Genomic DNA, 17,286 nt, shown 5'->3' on the forward strand with positions numbered 1-17,286 from the left:
ACCGGGACCTGAATCCAAATTTTGACAGGGCAAAATTTGGATATCGTATCATCAGACGAATATCCAGAATTTGCCATGACAAATTCTGGATGAAAATCGCGAGCGGGCACGGATCCCGCCAAACACCTTTAAAAGAGCGTCTATTGACATAACAGGGCTACCCGACTCGTTTGGCGGGAGAGCGAGCGATTTTCCGGAGTCACATTTTCCTCGCCGGGGAAAATGTGACGTTCCCGGGAGATACCCCACCGGAGAGGGGACACGTGGAAAAGACGAAAAATTTGACCTTAAAATTTTACTTGACATATATATACTATTATTGTATATATAGTACATACTTTTCTTAAAGGAGGAAAAGTGGGTTTAAGCATTGTTTAGACCCATTTTTTTTTGCCCCAAAATCGGAGCCTACAAATGGATGTAATAGATAGAGTTAAGGAGTTGATAGCTAAGTATTTAGAAGAAAACGCCATCGAACTCGTGGAGATAACTTACAGGCGCGAACAGCCGGGGATGGTGCTGCGGCTGCTCGTTGATAAAGAGGGAGGTATCACCATCGCCGAGTGCGAGGAGCTGAATAATCACCTCAGCGAGGCCCTAGATAAAGAGGATATCATAAGCGACCGCTACCTGCTTGAGGTCTCATCGCCCGGGCTCGACAGGCCTATGAAGACGGACAGGGACTTCGAGCGCGCCATGGGTAAGGTGCTTGATATAACCACTTATGAGCGTATAGACGATAGGAAGACACATGAGGGGAAGCTCGTAGGCATGGACAGGGAGAACGTTGTAATAGAGTCGAACGGCCTGAGCACGGTCATACCCAGGGCGAAGATCGCCCGCGCGGTGCTTAAGGTAGAGATCTAACGAGAGGTCAATCATGAACGAAGAACTGATCGCAGTACTTGAACATATGGAGCGCGAGAAGGGCATCGACAAAGAGCTGCTCTTTAAGGCGATAGAGTCCGCCCTTGTCAGCGCCGCCAGGAAGATACTCGGGAATAAAGAGGCCGATGTGACCGTCACCGTAGACAGGGCCACGGCCGAGATAAAGATCCTGAGCGACGGCAAGGAGATAAATTCCGCGGAGTTCGGGAGGATCGCCGCCCAGACTGCCAAGCAGGTCATAATACAGAAGATACGGGAGGCGGAGCGCGATATAGTGCTTGAGGATTATACCAAGCGTGTCGGCACCATCACCAACGGCGCCGTCCACAGGTTCGAAAAGGGCGATATCGTAGTGGACCTGGGGAAGACCGAGGCGATACTGCCGAAGTCCCAGCAGTGCCCTCGGGAAAGGTACAGGCAGGGTGACAGGGTACGGGCATACATACTGGAGGTCAACAAGACCTCTCACGGCCCGCAGGTGATCCTGTCGCGTTCCGATGCGTCCTTCGTGAAGAAGTTATTCGAGATAGAGGTGCCGGAGATCACCGAGGGGATAGTGGAGGTCAGGGCCATATCCCGCGAGGCCGGCGAAAGGACGAAGATCGCCGTATGGTCCAAGGACGAGAAGGTGGATGCGGTAGGGGCATGCGTGGGCATGCGCGGCTCGCGTGTAAAGGATATAGTGCGGGAACTCCAGGGCGAAAGGGTCGACATAGTACGGTGGTCGGACGACATACGGGAGTACGTCAAGGCGGCGCTCTCCCCGGCAGAGATCCAGGAGATGAAGATCGACAAGGCCAATAAGAAGGTCGAAGCGATCCTGCCCGATGACCAGCTCTCGATAGGGATAGGTAAACACGGACAGAACGTGCGCCTTGCCTCGAAACTGACCGGTTGGGAGATAGATATACGGGGCAAAGAACCGAAGGTTAAGGTCGAGGTTAAGGCTGAGGAAGCGGTTCAGGAGGAAGCCGGGAGTTTGGAGTCAGGGGTTGGGAGTAAAGAAAAAACTAAAGAGATAAAGATCACGGACCTGGAAGGTGTCGGAGCGAAGACAGGCAAGGTCCTGACAGAGGCCGGTTACGATACGGTGGAGAAGATAAAGGCCCTTACGATAGAAGACATGACGAAACTCGAAGGCATAGGGAAGAAGACGGCGGAGAAGATACTGAAGTCGGCAAAGGAGCTATAGTGAAGAAAGAGAAAGAAGTTAAAAAGAAGAGACCGGTGGCTAAAGCAGCGGAAGTTAAACCGAAGACGAAGAAAGTTGCGGCGAAGACGGCTTCCGTGAAGAAAAAGGCACCTGTCAAAAAGGTTATCGAGAAAGAAGCGCCTGTTCTTAAAGCAGCGAAGATCGAAGTCAAAAAAGAGGCGCCGAAAGTATCGATAAGACCGCAGGCCCCGGTCACGCCAACGGTAACGGTCAAGAAAGAGGTCCCGCCGGCCCCAAAGCCGGTCATGCCGCCGAAACCTATTCCCGCGGAAAAACCTCTGCCTCCAAAGCCGGTACAAAAGGCGGCGCCTGCCGCTCCTGTTATAAAGGAGAAGGCGGCCCCGCCTCCTCCGCCTAAGCCCGAATTGAAACCGCCACCGCCGCCTGAAGTGAAGATAGAGGTGAAACCGCAGGCAGCCGAGCCGCCCAAACCCAGGATACTGGAATTCGAAGTCCCCATCTCACTGAAAGATCTGGCCCTGAAGATCGGTGTCAGGGCCAATGAGCTCATATTGAAATTGATGGCGAAGAATATCATGGTCACCATAACCCAGAATATAGCCGAAGACCTCGTTGAAAATATATTGAAGGAGTACAACATAGAATACAGGAAGCCGGCCAAAGTCGAAGAGCAGGTCGCGAGAGAGCACATGGAGGCGGAGGAGAAGCAGGACCTGCAACACATCGTATCGCGCCCGCCTGTGGTCACGTTCATGGGCCACGTCGACCACGGCAAGACGAGCCTCCTCGACTTCATACGCAAAACGCGTGTCGCGGACAAGGAGAAGGGCGGCATAACCCAGCATATAGGCGCATACGAAGCGAAGATAAAAAAGGGTTCGGTGACCTTCCTCGACACGCCCGGTCATGAGGCCTTCACGGCCATGAGGGCGCGCGGGGCCAACGCTACCGATGTCGTGGTCCTGGTAGTCGCCGCCGACGACGGCATCATGCCGCAGACGAAAGAGGCGATCGACCACGCAAGGGCGGCGGGCGTCCCTATAGTGGTGGCCATAAATAAATGCGACCTGCCGTCGGCCAACATAGAGAAGGTCAAAGGGCAGCTATCGCAGGTAGGCCTGAGCCCGGAGGGCTGGGGCGGGAAGACGATCACCGTCCCCGTATCCGCCAAGACGGGCGAAGGGGTAGATGCTCTTCTTGAGATGCTCCTCCTGGAATCGGAGCTCCTTGAATTAAAGGCAAACCCGCACCTCAGGGCGCGCGGTGTCGTCATAGAGGGAAAGCTGTCGAGCGGCCAGGGGCCGGTCGCAACCGTCCTGGTGAAGAACGGTACTCTGAAGGTCGGGGACATGGTATTGAGCGGCATGCACTACGGCAGGGTCAAGGCGATGATGGACCACACGGGCAAACGCATATCAGAGGCACCGCCCTCGAAGCCGGTCAGCATACTCGGCCTTTCCGGGGTCCCGATGGCCGGAGATGAGTTCTTCGCCGTAAAAGACGAGAGGAAGGCGCGCACGCTCTCACTCCTGAAGCAGGATGAGGCGCGCACGAGGAAGATGAAGCTGTCGAGAAGGGTGACGCTCGAAGATTTCTACAAGCAGATGAAGAACGGCGCCGCGAAAGAGCTGGCCATAATACTCAAGGGCGATGTCCAGGGATCGATCGAGGCGCTCCAGCAGTCGCTTATGGACATGGGCACATCGGAGGTCAAGGTCCATATCATCCACTCCGATGTCGGGAATATCAATGAGTCCGACATCATGCTTGCGATGGTGTCGAACGCGGTCATCATGGGTTTCAACGTGAGGGTGGATGAGGGGGCCGAGGCCCTGGCCGCCAAAGAGGACATAGAGATAAAGCTGTACGGTATCATATACGAGGCGATCCAGGATGTTATGGCGGCCATGGAAGGGCTTCTGGAACCGTTCTCCAAGGAGGTCTTCCTGGGCCGCGCGGTCGTCAAGCAGGTCTTCAAGGTATCGAAGGCCGGTACGATAGCGGGCTGTTCGGTGGTCAAGGGAAAGATAGCCAGGAGCGGCCTGACGAAATTGATACGCAATAAAGAGGTCATATACCAGGGCAAGATAGCGTCGCTCAAACGTTTCAAGGACGACGCGCGTGACGTAGCCGAAGGGTTCGAATGCGGCATAGGTCTGGATAGGCACGATGATATTCGTGAAGGCGATATCATCGAGCAGCACCAGATCGAGAAGGTGGCCCGGCGGCTTGAGGCGAGGAAATAGCATGGAGAAGCGGATACTGAGCGGGATGAGGCCTACGGGGAAACTGCACATAGGCCATCTTGTGGGCGCCCTGACGAACTGGGCGAAACTGCAGGATTCGTACAAATGTTTTTACATGATCGCGGACTGGCATGCCCTTATGAGCGAGTACGAGAATCCCAAGGGGATGAGCGAGAATAGTTTCGAAGTGGCCCGCGACTTCATAGCCGCCGGCCTTGACCCGGAAAGATCGGTGATATTCATCCAGTCGCATGTGCCGGAGCACCTGGAGCTTGCCATGGTATTCTCGGACATCACGCCCCTGTCGTGGGTGGAGCGCTGCCCTACATATAAGGAGCAGCTGCGCGAGCTTAAAGGGCGCGAACTTACCACTTACGGTTTCCTGGGCTACCCGGTGCTCCAGGCAGCGGACATAGCCGTTTACCGGGCAGGCCATGTCCCTGTCGGGATAGACCAGCTTCCGCACCTGGAGCTGACGCGGGAGATCATACGCAAGTTCAACACCCTGTATAAGAAGAACGTATTCCCGGAGCCGGAACCGATCCTGACGAAGACGCCGAAGCTTCTGGGCCTGGACAACAGGAAGATGTCGAAGAGTTATAAGAATTTCATCGCGCTGGCCGATACGCCCGAGGTCGTTTCCAAAAAAGTGGCGCAGATGATAACCGATCCCGAGAGGATAAAATTGGCCGACAAGGGCCATCCCGACATATGCAATGTCTTCAGCTACTATATGATATTCGGCAGCGAGACGCTCAGAAAAGACGCCAGGTACTGGTGCGAGAACGCAAAGAAGGGGTGCACGGAATGCAAGAAGTGCCTGGCCGGTGTCATCATAGAGACCCTTGAGCCGATACGCGAAAGGCGCTCTGTGCTTTCGGATGACAATATAGCGGATATATTAAAGGAAGGGGCAAAGAAGGCCCGTGCCGCGGCCTCGGAGACGATGGACGAGGTTAAGCGGCTTATAAATTTCGTAAAATGACTTACAAAGTAAAGCTCGAAGTATTCGAAGGTCCGCTCGATCTCCTTCTCTATCTTATCAAAAAAGAGGAGATCGACATCTATGATATACCGATCACGAAGATCACGGACCAGTACCTGGAGTATATCGAGCTGATGCAATTGCTCGATCTTAATATAGCGGGCGAGTTCCTGGTGATGGCCGCGACGCTCATACACATAAAGTCGAAGATGCTCCTCCCGCCGGACCAGCAGGAAGGCGAAGGCGAAGAAGAGCAGGACCCGAGGGCGGAGCTCGTGAAACGCCTCCTCGAGTACAAGCAGTTCAAGGAAGCGGCCTCCGAGCTGTCGCAGATGGAATCGCACCACAAGCATTTTTTCGCGCGTGCCGGGACGCCTCCGGATGATATCGAAGCCCTCCCGCCCGCCGACATAGGCAAGGTGGAATTCTTCGAGGCCAGCTTATTCGACCTGATCACCGCGTTCACCAAGATATTGAAAGACATCCCGAAAGATGTCTTTCACAAGGTGATCAAGGACGAATTCACCGTCTCGGAAAAGATACACGACGTCCTGCACATGCTGGTAGACAGGCCTAAGATGTATTTCACGGACCTCTTCAGGGCGGCTAAGAGCAAATTTGAGATAATAACCATATTCCTGGCGGTGCTCGAGCTCATCCGTCTCAAGGAGATAGTGGTGAGACAGACGTCGCAGTTCGGTGAGATAGAGATAATAAGGAACGTGGAACCTGTAAAACCTTCGGGTGGGACTAATGGATAAAGAAGAAGCCAAAAGGATAATCGAGGCATTGCTATTCGTGAGCGACAAACCGGTGTCGATCGACGCCCTGCGCGAAGTGCTCAAGGGTATAGAGGCGACCGAGATACGGGGATTGATAGAGGCGCTTAACGGAGAATATGCCTCCTCCGCGAGGAGTTTCAGCATAAAGGAGATAGCCGGCGGTTTCCAGATGATGACCGACCCTATCTATTCGAAATCGATATCGGCGCTCTATAAGAGGCCGCCGGACCGGCTCACCGGCCCGGGGCTTGAGACGCTCGCCATCATAGCGTACAAGCAGCCTATAACGCGGAACGAGATAGAGGCGATAAGGGGTGTCAACGTAGACGGCGTATTGGGCACGCTGGAAGAACGCGGGCTGATCAGGACCAGGGGGCGTCTGGAGGCGCCCGGCCGCCCGATGCTTTACGGCACTACGAGCGAATTCCTGCAGCACTTCGGTCTGAAGTCGCTAGAGGAGCTGCCCAAGCTGAAAGAGTTCAAGGAGAGCGACCTAGATTTTGTCAGAGAATCGGAAAAACATCAGGTGATCGATAAAACGAGCGGGAAGGCGGAAAGCGTTCCGGTAGAGGAACCGTCCGGCATTGTCAAGGAGGAGAATAGCGATGGACCTAAAGAGATTGCGCCGAATAGTTGACGCGATAGACGCCGGGATATTGAAGCTTCTGAATAAGAGGGCAAAGGTCATATCCGATATAGGCAGGATAAAGGCAAAGAGCAGGAGATCGGTATATGTGCCGCACCGGGAGGCGGAGGTATATGATAAGCTGGTCTCGAAGAACAGGGGGCCGCTCCCGAACGAATCTGTCATAGCCGTGTTCAGGGAGATAATGTCCGGGTCTCTCGCCCTGGAAAAGCCGACCGTCATCGCATACCTGGGGCCCGAGGCCACTTTCACCCATATGGCGGCTCTTAAGAAGTTCGGCTCCAGTGTCACATACAAGAGCTGTGACACCATAACCGATGTATTTTCCGAGGTGGAGAAAGGCCGGGCCGATTACGGCGTCGTCCCGATAGAGAATTCGTGGGAGGGGGCCATAAGCCATACCCTCGACATGCTCATAGATTCGGACCTAAAGGTCTGTTCGGAGATATTCCTGGATATATCGCACAGCCTTCTATCCAGGGAGGCGGACAAGAGCAGGATAAGAAGGATATATTCGAAACCCGAGGTCTTCGGCCAATGCAGGATATGGATAGAGTCGAATATGCCGAAGGCTGAGCTCGTGGATGCCTCGAGCACGACAAAGGCCGCCGAGATAGCTTCCGGCCAGAAGGGGTCCGCCTGCATAGCGAGCGAACTCGCCGCAGGACATTACGGGCTTAAGGTCCTTGAGAGCGGCATAGAGGATAGCGCCCATAATGTGACGCGCTTCCTTGTCATAGGTAAGACGGACGCGGAACGGACGAAGAACGACAAGACGTCCATAATGCTCTCCGTGAAGGATAAGGTAGGAGCGTTGCACGACATACTCGTGCCGTTCAAAAGATACGGGATAAACCTGACGAAGATAGAATCGAGGCCTTCAAAGGTGAGGGCCTGGGAGTACTATTTCTTTGTCGATCTCGAAGGTCATTACAGCGATCCGAAAGTATCCAGGGCGCTCGATATGCTGAGGAAGAACTCTGCGCACCTCAAGATACTCGGATCGTATCCGGCGGGAAATGGAGCATAACTAAATAGTCACCAAGTCACCAGGTCACAAAGTCACCAGTGAAAGCTTTTACGGGTGACGTGGTGACCTGGTGTCCTGGTGACCAAATAAGCTATATACTATGAAAAATCTTGTGCGAAAGAACATACTGGGCGTCAAACCGTACGTCCCCGGGAAACCGATAGAGGAAGTCGAGAGGGAGCTGGGCCTTAAGGACGTCATCAAGCTGGCGTCCAACGAGAGCTGCCTCGGCCCTTCGCCCAGGGCGCTGGCCGCGGTAAGGAAGAACCTGGGTAAGATAAACCGGTATCCTGACGCCTCATCTTTCTATCTTAAGGAGAGGACGGCGAAGTTCCTCGGCGTGAAGCCGGATAATCTCGTATTCGGGAACGGTTCTGATGAGATCATCTGCCTTGCGCTCAGGGTCTTTGCCGGGGAAGGCGACGAGGTCATAATAGCCCGTCCCACCTTCCTTATCTATGAGATCGCCTCTCAGATCCAGAACGCTACGGCAAAGTTCGTTCCCCTGACGGCCGATTTCAGGTATGATCTCAACGCGATGAAGAGGGCGGTAACCGCAAAGACGAAGATCATCTTCATCGCCAACCCGGATAACCCGACAGGCACCTATGTCACGAAGGCGGAGCTTGACGAATTCTTCGACGGGCTTCCCGATAAGGTGGTCGTATTCCTGGATGAAGCGTATTTTGAGTTCGCCGATCACGGCCGGAAGGACTATCCGAACGGTCTCGATTATATCAAGCGCCCGAACGTCATAGTATCGAGGTCTTTTTCGAAGGCGTACGGCCTCGCCGGCCTCAGGGTAGGTTACGGCGTAGCCAACCCCGGTATCATAAGTTACATCGAGCGTGTGCGAGAGCCGTTCAACGTGAATATACTGGCCCAGGCAGGGGCTCTTGCCGCCCTTGACGATGCCGCCTTCCTCAAGAGGAAGCTGGCGCATGTGGCCAAAGAGAAGGAATTTCTCTATTCTGCCTTCGGCTCCATGGGACTCCGGTATGTCCCGAGCGCGACGAATTTTATACTCGTAGACGTAAAGAAGGACTGCAAGACCGTCTTCGGCGGACTGCTGAAGAGGGGCGTGATAGTGCGCGATATGAAGGCGTGGGGCATGGATACGTTCATCCGCGTCACGGTCGGCACGCGTGCGGAGAATCGTAAGTTCATTAAAGCGCTCAGGGGGGCATTATGATAATAGTATTGCGGCCCGACGCAACGAAGAAACAGCTGGACCACATAGTCGCCAGGATAAAGAAACTTAAACTGAAACCGTGGATATCCAAAGGCGTAGAGCGGACAATCATCGGGGTGATAGGGGAAGAGGACGTGATACGCGCTCAGCCGCTGGAAGTATTCCCCGGCGTAGAGCGAGTATTGTCGATACTGAAACCGTACAAGCTGGCGTCACGCGATCTCAATAAAGAGGGAACCGTAGTCGATGCCGGCGGCGGTGTGAAGGTGGGCGGCAAAGAGATAGTCGTGATGGCCGGTCCGTGTTCGGTCGAGAACAGGCCGCTGCTGCTGGAGATAGCGCGGGCGGTAAAAAAGGCGGGCGCCAAAGTGCTGCGGGGCGGCGCATTCAAGCCCAGGACGTCACCGTACGCGTTCCAGGGGCTCGGCCTGAAAGGGCTCAAGCTTCTTGCGGAGGCGAAGACCGAGACGGGGCTCCTTATCGTCACCGAGCTGATGGATATACGGGACCTCGATGCCGTGCTGAAGTATGCCGACATAATACAGATCGGCGCCAGGAACATGCAGAACTTCAACCTCCTGAAAGAGGTCGGGAAGTCGAAGAAGCCCGTGCTCCTCAAGCGCGGTATGGCGAATACGGTGAAAGAGTTCCTGATGTCAGCCGAATATATACTTTCAGAAGGTAACTTTAAGGTCATACTCTGCGAGAGGGGTATAAGGACGTTCGAGGATGCCACGCGTTTTACGCTCGATATAAGCGCCGTGCCTGTCGTAAAGAACCTGAGCCACCTGCCCATAATCGTAGATCCGTCGCACGCGACCGGTAAGTGGGGGCTTGTGGGCGCATGCGCGAAGGCAGGGTTGGCCGCAGGGGCGGACGGCCTCATAATCGAAGTCCACCCTAATCCGGAAGAGGCATTTTCTGACGGAGAACAGTCGCTCTATCCTAAAAACTTCGCGTCTCTCATGGGCGAACTGCGCAAGGTAGCGAAGGCGGTAGGAAGGGAGATGTAACATTCATGTCACAAAGTCACCAGTGAAAGCTTTTACGGGTGACCTGGTGACGGGTGACCTGGTGACCGAGAGGCTATATGATTCGATTTAATAAGGTCGCGATAATCGGCGTAGGATTGATGGGCGGCTCGATCGGGCTGGCAGTGAAGAAGCGAAGAGTGGCCGGAGAGGTCATCGGCGTCTTCAGGCATGCCTCCACTTTGAGGAGGGCCCTGAAGAGAAGGGCCGTAGACCGCGGGACCCTGAGCATAGAGGAGGGCGTAAAGGACGCCGACCTAATTATAATAGCAACGCCCGTATATTCCATACCGCCGCTTGCGGCAAAAGTGATGCGTTATGCGAAGAAGGGGGCCATGATCACCGATGCAGGCAGCACGAAGAAGTGGCTGGTGGGAGAAGTCGAGAGGAAACTCGGTAGTTCCCGCCGGGTATTTTTCGTAGGGTCCCATCCTATGGCCGGGTCGGAACACGCAGGGGTTGAGTTCGCCAGGGACAACCTCCTGGCCGATGCCCCGTGCATAGTGACGAGGACCCCGAAGACCGACAGGCGCGCCCTCGGGGCCGTCATCAACTTCTGGTCGGCGCTGGGCGCAAGGGTCGCCATTATGGACCCTTCCGCACACGACAGGAACATATCGTTCGCAAGCCATCTGCCGCACCTGGTCGCTTTCGGCGTCATAGGGGCCGTCCCGGAGAAGTATTTCCTCTATTCGGCGGAGGGCTTTAAAGACACTACGAGAGTGGCATCGAGCGACCCCAGGATGTGGACGGATATCTTCCTGACCAACAGAAAAGATGTCCTGAGGTCGGCCCGCATGTTCAAGGGCTACCTCGGCGAGATAGTACGGGTGGTGAAGAACGGAGATTCCAAGAAGCTCTTCCGCCTGCTTAAGAGCGCAAAGATGAAGCGCGACAAATTCTTTTATGGGAAATAAGAGCCCGCGGACGCTCGTGATAGCAATAGACGGGCCTGCGGGGAGCGGAAAGAGCACCGTCTCCAAGCTTATAGCTAAAAAGCTCGGCATACTGTATGTAGACACAGGGGCCATGTACAGGGCGCTTACCCTTAAGGCGATGCGGGAACGTATAGACCTCAAAGATGAAGATGCCCTGGTATCATTGGCCCGTTCCACCGGCATAGACCTTGGCGAAGGGGCCGGGCGCCTCAGGGTGCTGCTTGACGGAGAAGACGTGGCGGGCCTCATACGCACGCCGGAACTGACCGCAAATATAAAGTACATAGCGCGGGTGCCGGGGGTGAGGCACGAGATGGTGAGACTCCAGCGCGCCATAGGCAAACGGCAGGGCGCCGTCCTGGAGGGAAGGGATATAGGCACGGTCGTATTCCCGGACGCCGACCATAAATTCTATCTTGACGCAAGCGTCAAAGAGAGGGCCAGGCGCAGGCACAGGGAGTTGCTTGAGTCCGGCGAAAAGGTCAGCGTTGAGGAGATAGAGAAAGATATAGTCGTAAGGGACGAATCGGACATAAAGAGGGAGGTCGGCGCGCTCAAAAAGGCCGACGACGCCGTTCTCATCGATACGACGGGCCTCACGATAAATGAGGTAGTAGAGAAGATATTAAGTCATATACCCGATACCCTATACCCTATACCCTGACGCATGCGTATACGTCTCGCTAAGCGGATCGGCTTCTGTTTCGGCGTTAAGCGCGCCATAGAGATGGCGGAGAAGGCGCTTGAATATAATGATGATGTATATTCGCTCGGCTCGGTCATACATAACCGGCAGGTAGTGAAGAAGTTGTCGGATAAAGGGCTTAAGGTAGTGCGGGGCATAGACGGCATAAAAGGCGGGACGGTCGTCGTTTCGTCCCACGGCATAAGCCCTGCGGTCGCCGGGCGGATAAGAGAAAAGGGATTAAAGCTGATCGACACGACGTGCCCCTTCGTCCTGAACGCGCAGAGGATAGCGAAGTCGCTCGGAGACGAAGGCTACCGCGTAGTGATAGTCGGCGATTCGGAACACCCCGAAGTCAAAGCGCTCAGGGGCTTTGTCCCCGACGTGTGCGTGGTGAAGAACAAAAAGGAGGCGATGCGTCTCGCAGTCAGGCCGCATTCGAGGATAAGCGTGATATCGCAGACGACACAGTCGACGGCGAACTTTCTCGATGTGGTCAGGGTCATAACCGGCAAAAAACCGGGAGAACTGAAAGTAATAAATACGATCTGTAAAGACGTGGAAGAGCGGCAGAACTCCGCCGTCGCGCTGGCGCGCAAGGTTGACGCCATGCTTGTTATAGGCGGGAGGAACAGCGCGAACACAAGACGGCTTTTCGAGCTATGCCGTAAGATATGCAGGAATTCTCACCTTCTCGAGACGGAACGGGATATAAGGAGAGGGTGGTACGATACGGCGGAATGCGTAGGCATAACGAGCGGCGCTTCAACGCCGGATTGGATAGTCAAACGGGTAGTAGAGGTAATACGCGTAAAGCATAAAGCGAAAAGTGCGAAACGGTTAAGGAAGAAGTGAGTAAATCCATCCGCCTTCGCCAAAGGAGATATTCAAAGCAGCTAAGCTTCGGCGGATGCCCGCCGAAGCAGATCTTCTCTGAATAACAAAAGATGCGAAGGCGGGCAAATAGAAAGGGGACGTGGGCGTAATGATCAAAGAGAATGACACAATGAATGATACAGAAGAGACGGATGAAACCAAGGAGGTGAGGACCGACGATTTTGCCCGGCTGTACGGCGAGAGCATAACCAATATCAAGGAGGGGCAGATAGTCAAGGGCAGGATAATCGCCATCACGCCTAAGGACGTCATAGTCGACATCGGGTACAAATCGGAAGGCGCGATCTCGCTATCGGAGTTCGGCGATCCGGACGCTATAAAGGTAGGAGACGAGGTCGACGTATACCTGGAATCGAAAGAGGACGATAACGGCATGGTGGTCCTCTCGAAGCAGAAGGCCGAACGCGCGGTAGGATGGGAGATGGTGATATCGCGCTACGGCGAGGGTGACCTGGTGGACGGCAAGGTGACCAGGGAGGTAAAGGGCGGGTTCATGGTCGACATCGGAGTAGAGGCCTTTTTGCCTGCCAGCCTGGCGGCTCTCAAGAGCTTCGGCAATACAAGGCAGTTGATAGGGCAGGCGTTCCAGTTCAAGATCGTGAAGATCAACAAACCCAGGAAGAATATAGTCGTTTCGCGTAAGGACGCTTTGCAGCAGCAGAGAGAAGAAGACAAGAAGAAGATGCTGGAGACGCTGCAGAAGGGTGCCGTCGTCAGCGGGATCGTGAGGAATATCACCGACTTCGGGGCCTTCGTGGACCTGGGGGCGGGGATGATCGGGCTCCTGCACATCACCGATATGAGCTGGGGCAGGGTGTCCCATCCCAGCGAGGTCCTCGCCATAGGGGACTCTATCGAGGTGGTCGTGCTCGACTTCGACAAGGAATCGATGAAGATATCCCTGGGCCTCAAACAGAAGACGCCCAACCCGTGGGAGACGGTAGATACCAAGTATGCCTCCGGCAGCAAGGTAAAGGGATCCATAGTCAATATAGTGCCGTACGGCGCGTTCGTAGAGCTGGAGAAAGGCGTTGAAGGGCTTCTCCACATATCGGAGCTTTCCTGGACCAAGAAGTATGCCAATCCGAATGAGCTTTTGGCGATCGGAGACCGCATAGAGGTGCAGGTGCTGGATGTGGATAAGCAGAATAAGAAGATATCACTGGGCCTGAAACAGCTTGAGTCGAACCCATGGCTTGAGGTCGAGACGAAGTACCCCGTGGGGACGCGCGTGAAGGGCAAGGTCCGTAACCTCACGGACTACGGGGCGTTCGTCGAACTGGAAGACGGGATAGACGGGCTGGTGCACGTATCCGATATCTCATGGACGAAGCGCATAGGCCACCCCAAGGACGTCTTCAAGAAAGGCGAGAAGATCGAGGCGGTCGTCCTGGCCGTAGACGCCAATAACAGGCGCATATCGCTCGGCGTGAAGCAGCTTGCCGCAGACCCGTGGGATGATATAGCGTTGAAGTATGTGCCGAATACGATGCTGCCGGGAAAGGTCACTAAGGCGGCGAACTTCGGCCTATTCATCGAGATCGATAAGGACCTCGAAGGGCTTGCTCATATCTCCGAGATACCTCTCGGCGAAGGGGAGAAGCTCGAAGAGAAATTCAAGGTAGGCGACGACGTGAACGTTAAGGTCATCAAGGTCGATTCGATACAGCACAAGATCGCGCTGTCGCTGAAGGTGGTGTAGGGCGTTATTTCCGGTCGAAGAAGGGATTCTTCCCGGTGACGCTCAGAGGTATGCCAAGGGCCTGTTTCACTTCAGGAGAGAATATCTTGAGGTCGAGGCAGGCCCTTCCTATCGAGTACATGATGCGGTTATCGATATGGAACTGGTTTGCGACCGAGACCGCGGATGTCGCCGCAATGCCGAGGTCTACCGAGTTGTACGCGCAGATGCCTTTCGTCTTTTTCAATTCAGCGCACGTCCCGTATCCGCAAAACCCGCAGTTGAGGCCGGCCGGATTGTCTTTGGCCCCTATTATGACTATTGCACCTGAAGCGGCTATCGAGGCGGCATCGCGTTCCATGCTGGGCCTATTTTCGGCCTTCGATATGCTTTTCATGGTATCGGTCAGCTTGGTCCTGGACGGTTCATCCTCGATCACCAGCACTTCTATATTATCGATACCCCTCGTTTTAGGAGAGGTCCTTGCCCCGGCAGCCATAAGCCCGGCGACGCTCAAGAGAGCGGATAGTTCAAGCTCTTTCGATCTCTTCATGGCATATTCTCCTCACAGAAGAGGATAGCACAGGGACCTGAGGGCGGTCAATGGATTTCTGTTGACATATCCGATACGGTGTGATAATATACAACAAGCACTGAGAGATACTCAGTGTCTTTTTTTTATAAGGAAAGCATAAAGAGGAGGTGAAGCAGAAATGAAGCGATTTGTCTTAGTTACTGCGATGCTGGTTTTCGTTTCCTCATTCGCATATGCACAGGAAGCAGGTCAGGAGACGGTGCCTGCTGTCGAGAATGCCCAGGTCACCATAAAGGGCGATATCATCGACAATATGTGCGCGGGCTCAAAGGCCCCCGAGGCCCTTGCCGAGTTCGCCGCGGGACACACCAAAGAGTGTGCCCTGATGCCGGCATGCGCCGCGAGCGGTTATTCGATATTCGCGGACGGGAAGCTCACCAGGTTCGACAAAGATTCGAACACGAAGGTAGAGGAGTTTTTGAAGAACCCTGACTCGAAGCTCCAGGTAGTGGTCGCTGCCGAGAAAGTCGGCGATGAGCTCAAACTGGTCTCCATAGCGAACCAGTAATATTCATAAGAAGGGCCAGTATTAAAAGGGACGGCCGGTCCGATATCGGCCGTCCCTTCTCTTTGCCGGCTCTAAAATTTCGTTGCAATCGACGGTGGGGCGTTGTACAATACTCGGCATATGGAAAAAGATCCTGATAGACAGCTGGAGCTCATAAAGCGCGGGACCGTAGAGGTGATACAGCCGGACGAGCTCAGGAAGAAGCTGGAGCGCGCCGCAAAGACGAATAAGCCGCTGGTCATAAAGGCCGGCTTCGACCCCACCGCGCCCGATATCCATCTGGGCCATACCGTGCTCCTCCGTAAGATGCGCCATTTCCAGGACCTCGGCCATAAGGTGGTATTCCTGATAGGCGATCATACCGCCATGATAGGGGACCCGTCCGGTGTATCTAAGACGCGGCCGCAGCTTACGCCGAAAGAGGTGGAAGATAATGCCAGGACCTATGAACGGCAGATATCGAAGGTCCTGGATATAAGGAAGCTCGAGATACGCTTCAACAGCGAATGGCTCGGCAAGATGACGATCGCGGGAATAGCCGAACTGATGGCCCGTTACTCTGTCCAGAGGATGCTGGAGAGGGACGACTTCTCCAACCGTTATAAACAGCAGAAGAACATCACCATGCTCGAGTTCCTCTATCCGCTTCTCCAGGGTTACGATTCCGTGGCGCTCAAGGCCGACATAGAGCTCGGCGGCAGCGATCAGAAGTTCAATCTGCTGGTGGGCCGCGATATACAGGGCGCGTACGGCCAGGAAACCCAGGTCGTCATCACCATGCCGCTCCTCGAGGGCCTCGACGGCGTCCAGAAGATGTCGAAATCACTCGGTAACTACGTCGGAATAAATGAAACGGCCAAGGAGATGTTCGGCAAACTCATGTCCGTATCGGACGAACTGATGTACAAATATTACGAGCTCCTAACAGATGAGGACGTGGCGAAGGTCAAGGTTGAGGTCAAGGAGGGCAAACTCCATCCGAAACAGGCAAAAGTTAACCTCGCAAAACTCATAGTAACGCAATATCACGGCGAAAAAGAAGCTGTGAAACAGGCCGAAGAGTTCGACAGGGCATTCAAAGATAAAGGTTTTCCCACGGATATAGAACTCAAAACGATTCAATCGGCTTCGGCTTCTCTTGTGAGCGTGCTCGTTGACGGCGCGCATCTCCTTGCCAGCAGGGGGGAGGCCAAACGCAAGATACAGGAAGGGGCCGTTGAAGTTAACGGTACGAAGGTCTCAGATATAAACTGCGAGCTTGAAAAAGGCAAAGAGCTTCGGATCCGCGTAGGCAAAAAGTTCGCCCTGATCCTGTTGAAATAGCCCCTGTTAGGAACTGAATTTTTTTTAAAATAAGTATTGACATCATTCCTGAATATGGTATATTTAGACACTACCAATAAGGAGAAGGTGTCTGTTAAATACTTCGCCTTGACAATTTGACAGGTTTTTCTTAAAACAGAGGATGTAATCAAGGCATCGTCTCGATGCCTTTTTTGTGTCTAAAATCCGCCTCTGGCGGGTTTTTTATTGTCGTTCTTTGACAACGAGTCTTAAGACCGAAAAACCAAACAAGAGATTGTTTGGCAGGAATAAGCCAAGATGGAATTCTTCAGATATTCAATTGGAGAGTTTGATCCTGGCTCAGAGTGAACGCTGGCGGCGTGGATTAGGCATGCAAGTCGAACGATACCGCAAGGTATAGTGGCAAAAGGGTGAGTAACACGTGAGCAATTTACCCTCAAGTGGGGAACAACCTTGGGAAACCGAGGCTAAAACCGCATAAGACCACGAGCTCGCATGAGCTTGAGGTAAAAAGCGGGGACCGCAAGGCCTGTTGCTTGAGGATGAGCTCGCGACCTATCAGCTAGTTGGCGGGGTAATGGCCCACCAAGGCTTTTGACGGGTAGCTGGTCTGAGAGGATGGTCAGCCACATTGGGACTGAGACACTGCCCAGACTCCTACGGGAGGCTGCAGTCGAGGATCTTTTGCAATGCCCGAAAGGGT

At 54.2% G+C, this 17,286-nt stretch carries 16 protein-coding genes and 1 rRNA gene; 16 read left to right on the forward strand and 1 reads right to left on the reverse strand.

Annotated elements, in window-relative coordinates; genetic code table 11:
- Window positions 1–414 precede the first annotated feature (414 nt).
- From rimP to rpsA, 13 genes are all read left to right on the forward strand, one after another.
- Window positions 415–867: a ribosome maturation factor RimP gene (gene rimP, locus WC515_03350; protein MFA5146400.1), complete on the forward strand. Its 453-nt coding sequence runs from the start codon at window positions 415–417 to the stop codon at window positions 865–867.
- 13 nt (window positions 868–880) lie between these two features.
- A complete protein-coding gene (gene nusA / locus WC515_03355) occupies window positions 881–2,080 on the forward strand; it encodes a transcription termination factor NusA (GenBank protein ID MFA5146401.1) in 1,200 nt (399 codons plus the stop codon).
- Window positions 2,080–4,308 carry a translation initiation factor IF-2 gene (gene infB, locus WC515_03360; GenBank protein MFA5146402.1) on the forward strand — a complete coding sequence of 743 codons (2,229 nt, stop codon included), beginning with the start codon at window positions 2,080–2,082 and terminating at the stop codon, window positions 4,306–4,308. Before nusA ends, infB begins: the two co-directional genes overlap by 1 nt.
- Window position 4,309: 1 nt before the next feature.
- A complete protein-coding gene (trpS, locus tag WC515_03365; protein ID MFA5146403.1) occupies window positions 4,310–5,293 on the forward strand; it encodes a tryptophan--tRNA ligase in 984 nt (327 codons plus the stop codon).
- Entirely contained in the window at window positions 5,290–6,054 is a 765-nt protein-coding gene (locus WC515_03370; protein MFA5146404.1) for a segregation/condensation protein A, read from the forward strand. The genes trpS and WC515_03370 overlap by 4 nt, the downstream gene beginning before the upstream one ends.
- Window positions 6,047–6,712, forward strand: coding sequence for an SMC-Scp complex subunit ScpB (scpB, locus tag WC515_03375; protein MFA5146405.1), 666 nt, complete (start codon window positions 6,047–6,049; stop codon window positions 6,710–6,712). The genes WC515_03370 and scpB overlap by 8 nt, the downstream gene beginning before the upstream one ends.
- Window positions 6,681–7,751 carry a prephenate dehydratase gene (gene pheA, locus WC515_03380; GenBank protein MFA5146406.1) on the forward strand — a complete coding sequence of 357 codons (1,071 nt, stop codon included), beginning with the start codon at window positions 6,681–6,683 and terminating at the stop codon, window positions 7,749–7,751. Before scpB ends, pheA begins: the two co-directional genes overlap by 32 nt.
- Window positions 7,752–7,851: 100 nt before the next feature.
- Entirely contained in the window at window positions 7,852–8,943 is a 1,092-nt protein-coding gene (hisC, locus tag WC515_03385) for a histidinol-phosphate transaminase (protein ID MFA5146407.1), read from the forward strand.
- Window positions 8,940–9,956 carry a 3-deoxy-7-phosphoheptulonate synthase gene (gene aroF / locus WC515_03390; GenBank protein ID MFA5146408.1) on the forward strand — a complete coding sequence of 339 codons (1,017 nt, stop codon included), beginning with the start codon at window positions 8,940–8,942 and terminating at the stop codon, window positions 9,954–9,956. Before hisC ends, aroF begins: the two co-directional genes overlap by 4 nt.
- A gap of 77 nt (window positions 9,957–10,033) precedes the next feature.
- Complete coding sequence (locus WC515_03395) at window positions 10,034–10,891, forward strand: prephenate dehydrogenase/arogenate dehydrogenase family protein (protein MFA5146409.1); 858 nt, start codon at window positions 10,034–10,036, stop codon at window positions 10,889–10,891.
- Window positions 10,881–11,576, forward strand: coding sequence for a (d)CMP kinase (cmk, locus tag WC515_03400; GenBank protein MFA5146410.1), 696 nt, complete (start codon window positions 10,881–10,883; stop codon window positions 11,574–11,576). The genes WC515_03395 and cmk overlap by 11 nt, the downstream gene beginning before the upstream one ends.
- Window positions 11,577–11,579: 3 nt before the next feature.
- Window positions 11,580–12,452: a 4-hydroxy-3-methylbut-2-enyl diphosphate reductase gene (ispH, locus tag WC515_03405; protein MFA5146411.1), complete on the forward strand. Its 873-nt coding sequence runs from the start codon at window positions 11,580–11,582 to the stop codon at window positions 12,450–12,452.
- Between the two features lie 151 nt (window positions 12,453–12,603).
- Window positions 12,604–14,196, forward strand: a complete 1,593-nt coding sequence (gene rpsA, locus WC515_03410) for a 30S ribosomal protein S1 (protein ID MFA5146412.1) — start codon at window positions 12,604–12,606, stop codon at window positions 14,194–14,196.
- A 4-nt stretch (window positions 14,197–14,200) separates the two neighbouring features.
- Here the strand turns inward: rpsA and WC515_03415 are convergent, their stop codons facing one another.
- Window positions 14,201–14,728: a DUF2148 domain-containing protein gene (locus WC515_03415; GenBank protein MFA5146413.1), complete on the reverse strand. Its 528-nt coding sequence runs from the start codon at window positions 14,726–14,728 to the stop codon at window positions 14,201–14,203.
- Between the two features lie 160 nt (window positions 14,729–14,888).
- Here WC515_03415 and WC515_03420 point away from each other — a divergent pair, with 160 nt between their 5' ends.
- The 3 genes from WC515_03420 to WC515_03430 all read left to right on the forward strand — a co-directional run.
- Window positions 14,889–15,278 (forward strand): hypothetical protein, encoded by a 390-nt coding sequence (locus WC515_03420; protein MFA5146414.1) that lies wholly within the window; start codon window positions 14,889–14,891, stop codon window positions 15,276–15,278.
- A gap of 120 nt (window positions 15,279–15,398) precedes the next feature.
- Window positions 15,399–16,601: a tyrosine--tRNA ligase gene (tyrS, locus tag WC515_03425; GenBank protein ID MFA5146415.1), complete on the forward strand. Its 1,203-nt coding sequence runs from the start codon at window positions 15,399–15,401 to the stop codon at window positions 16,599–16,601.
- A gap of 298 nt (window positions 16,602–16,899) precedes the next feature.
- A 16S ribosomal RNA gene (locus WC515_03430) occupies window positions 16,900–17,286 on the forward strand; the annotation flags it as partial.

It is taken from the genome of Candidatus Omnitrophota bacterium (genome assembly GCA_041650805.1).
GTDB lineage: Bacteria > Omnitrophota > Gorgyraeia > 2-01-FULL-45-10 > 2-01-FULL-45-10 > JBAZKM01.

What these genes read in the sequence shown, in the direction of transcription:
- aroF (MFA5146408.1), top strand. Translation starts at nt 8,940, where the DNA reads ATGATAATAGTATTGCGGCCCGACGCAACGAAGAAACAGCTGGACCAC.
- nusA (MFA5146401.1), top strand. Translation starts at nt 881, where the DNA reads ATGAACGAAGAACTGATCGCAGTACTTGAACATATGGAGCGCGAGAAG.
- rpsA (MFA5146412.1), top strand. Translation starts at nt 12,604, where the DNA reads ATGAATGATACAGAAGAGACGGATGAAACCAAGGAGGTGAGGACCGAC.
- tyrS (MFA5146415.1), top strand. Translation starts at nt 15,399, where the DNA reads ATGGAAAAAGATCCTGATAGACAGCTGGAGCTCATAAAGCGCGGGACC.
- rimP (MFA5146400.1), top strand. Translation starts at nt 415, where the DNA reads ATGGATGTAATAGATAGAGTTAAGGAGTTGATAGCTAAGTATTTAGAA.
- hisC (MFA5146407.1), top strand. Translation starts at nt 7,852, where the DNA reads ATGAAAAATCTTGTGCGAAAGAACATACTGGGCGTCAAACCGTACGTC.
- pheA (MFA5146406.1), top strand. Translation starts at nt 6,681, where the DNA reads ATGGACCTAAAGAGATTGCGCCGAATAGTTGACGCGATAGACGCCGGG.
- trpS (MFA5146403.1), top strand. Translation starts at nt 4,310, where the DNA reads ATGGAGAAGCGGATACTGAGCGGGATGAGGCCTACGGGGAAACTGCAC.
- cmk (MFA5146410.1), top strand. Translation starts at nt 10,881, where the DNA reads ATGGGAAATAAGAGCCCGCGGACGCTCGTGATAGCAATAGACGGGCCT.
- ispH (MFA5146411.1), top strand. Translation starts at nt 11,580, where the DNA reads ATGCGTATACGTCTCGCTAAGCGGATCGGCTTCTGTTTCGGCGTTAAG.
- scpB (MFA5146405.1), top strand. Translation starts at nt 6,047, where the DNA reads ATGGATAAAGAAGAAGCCAAAAGGATAATCGAGGCATTGCTATTCGTG.
- WC515_03420 (MFA5146414.1), top strand. Translation starts at nt 14,889, where the DNA reads ATGAAGCGATTTGTCTTAGTTACTGCGATGCTGGTTTTCGTTTCCTCA.
- WC515_03415 (MFA5146413.1), bottom strand. Translation starts at nt 14,728, where the DNA reads ATGAAGAGATCGAAAGAGCTTGAACTATCCGCTCTCTTGAGCGTCGCC.
- WC515_03370 (MFA5146404.1), top strand. Translation starts at nt 5,290, where the DNA reads ATGACTTACAAAGTAAAGCTCGAAGTATTCGAAGGTCCGCTCGATCTC.
- WC515_03395 (MFA5146409.1), top strand. Translation starts at nt 10,034, where the DNA reads ATGATTCGATTTAATAAGGTCGCGATAATCGGCGTAGGATTGATGGGC.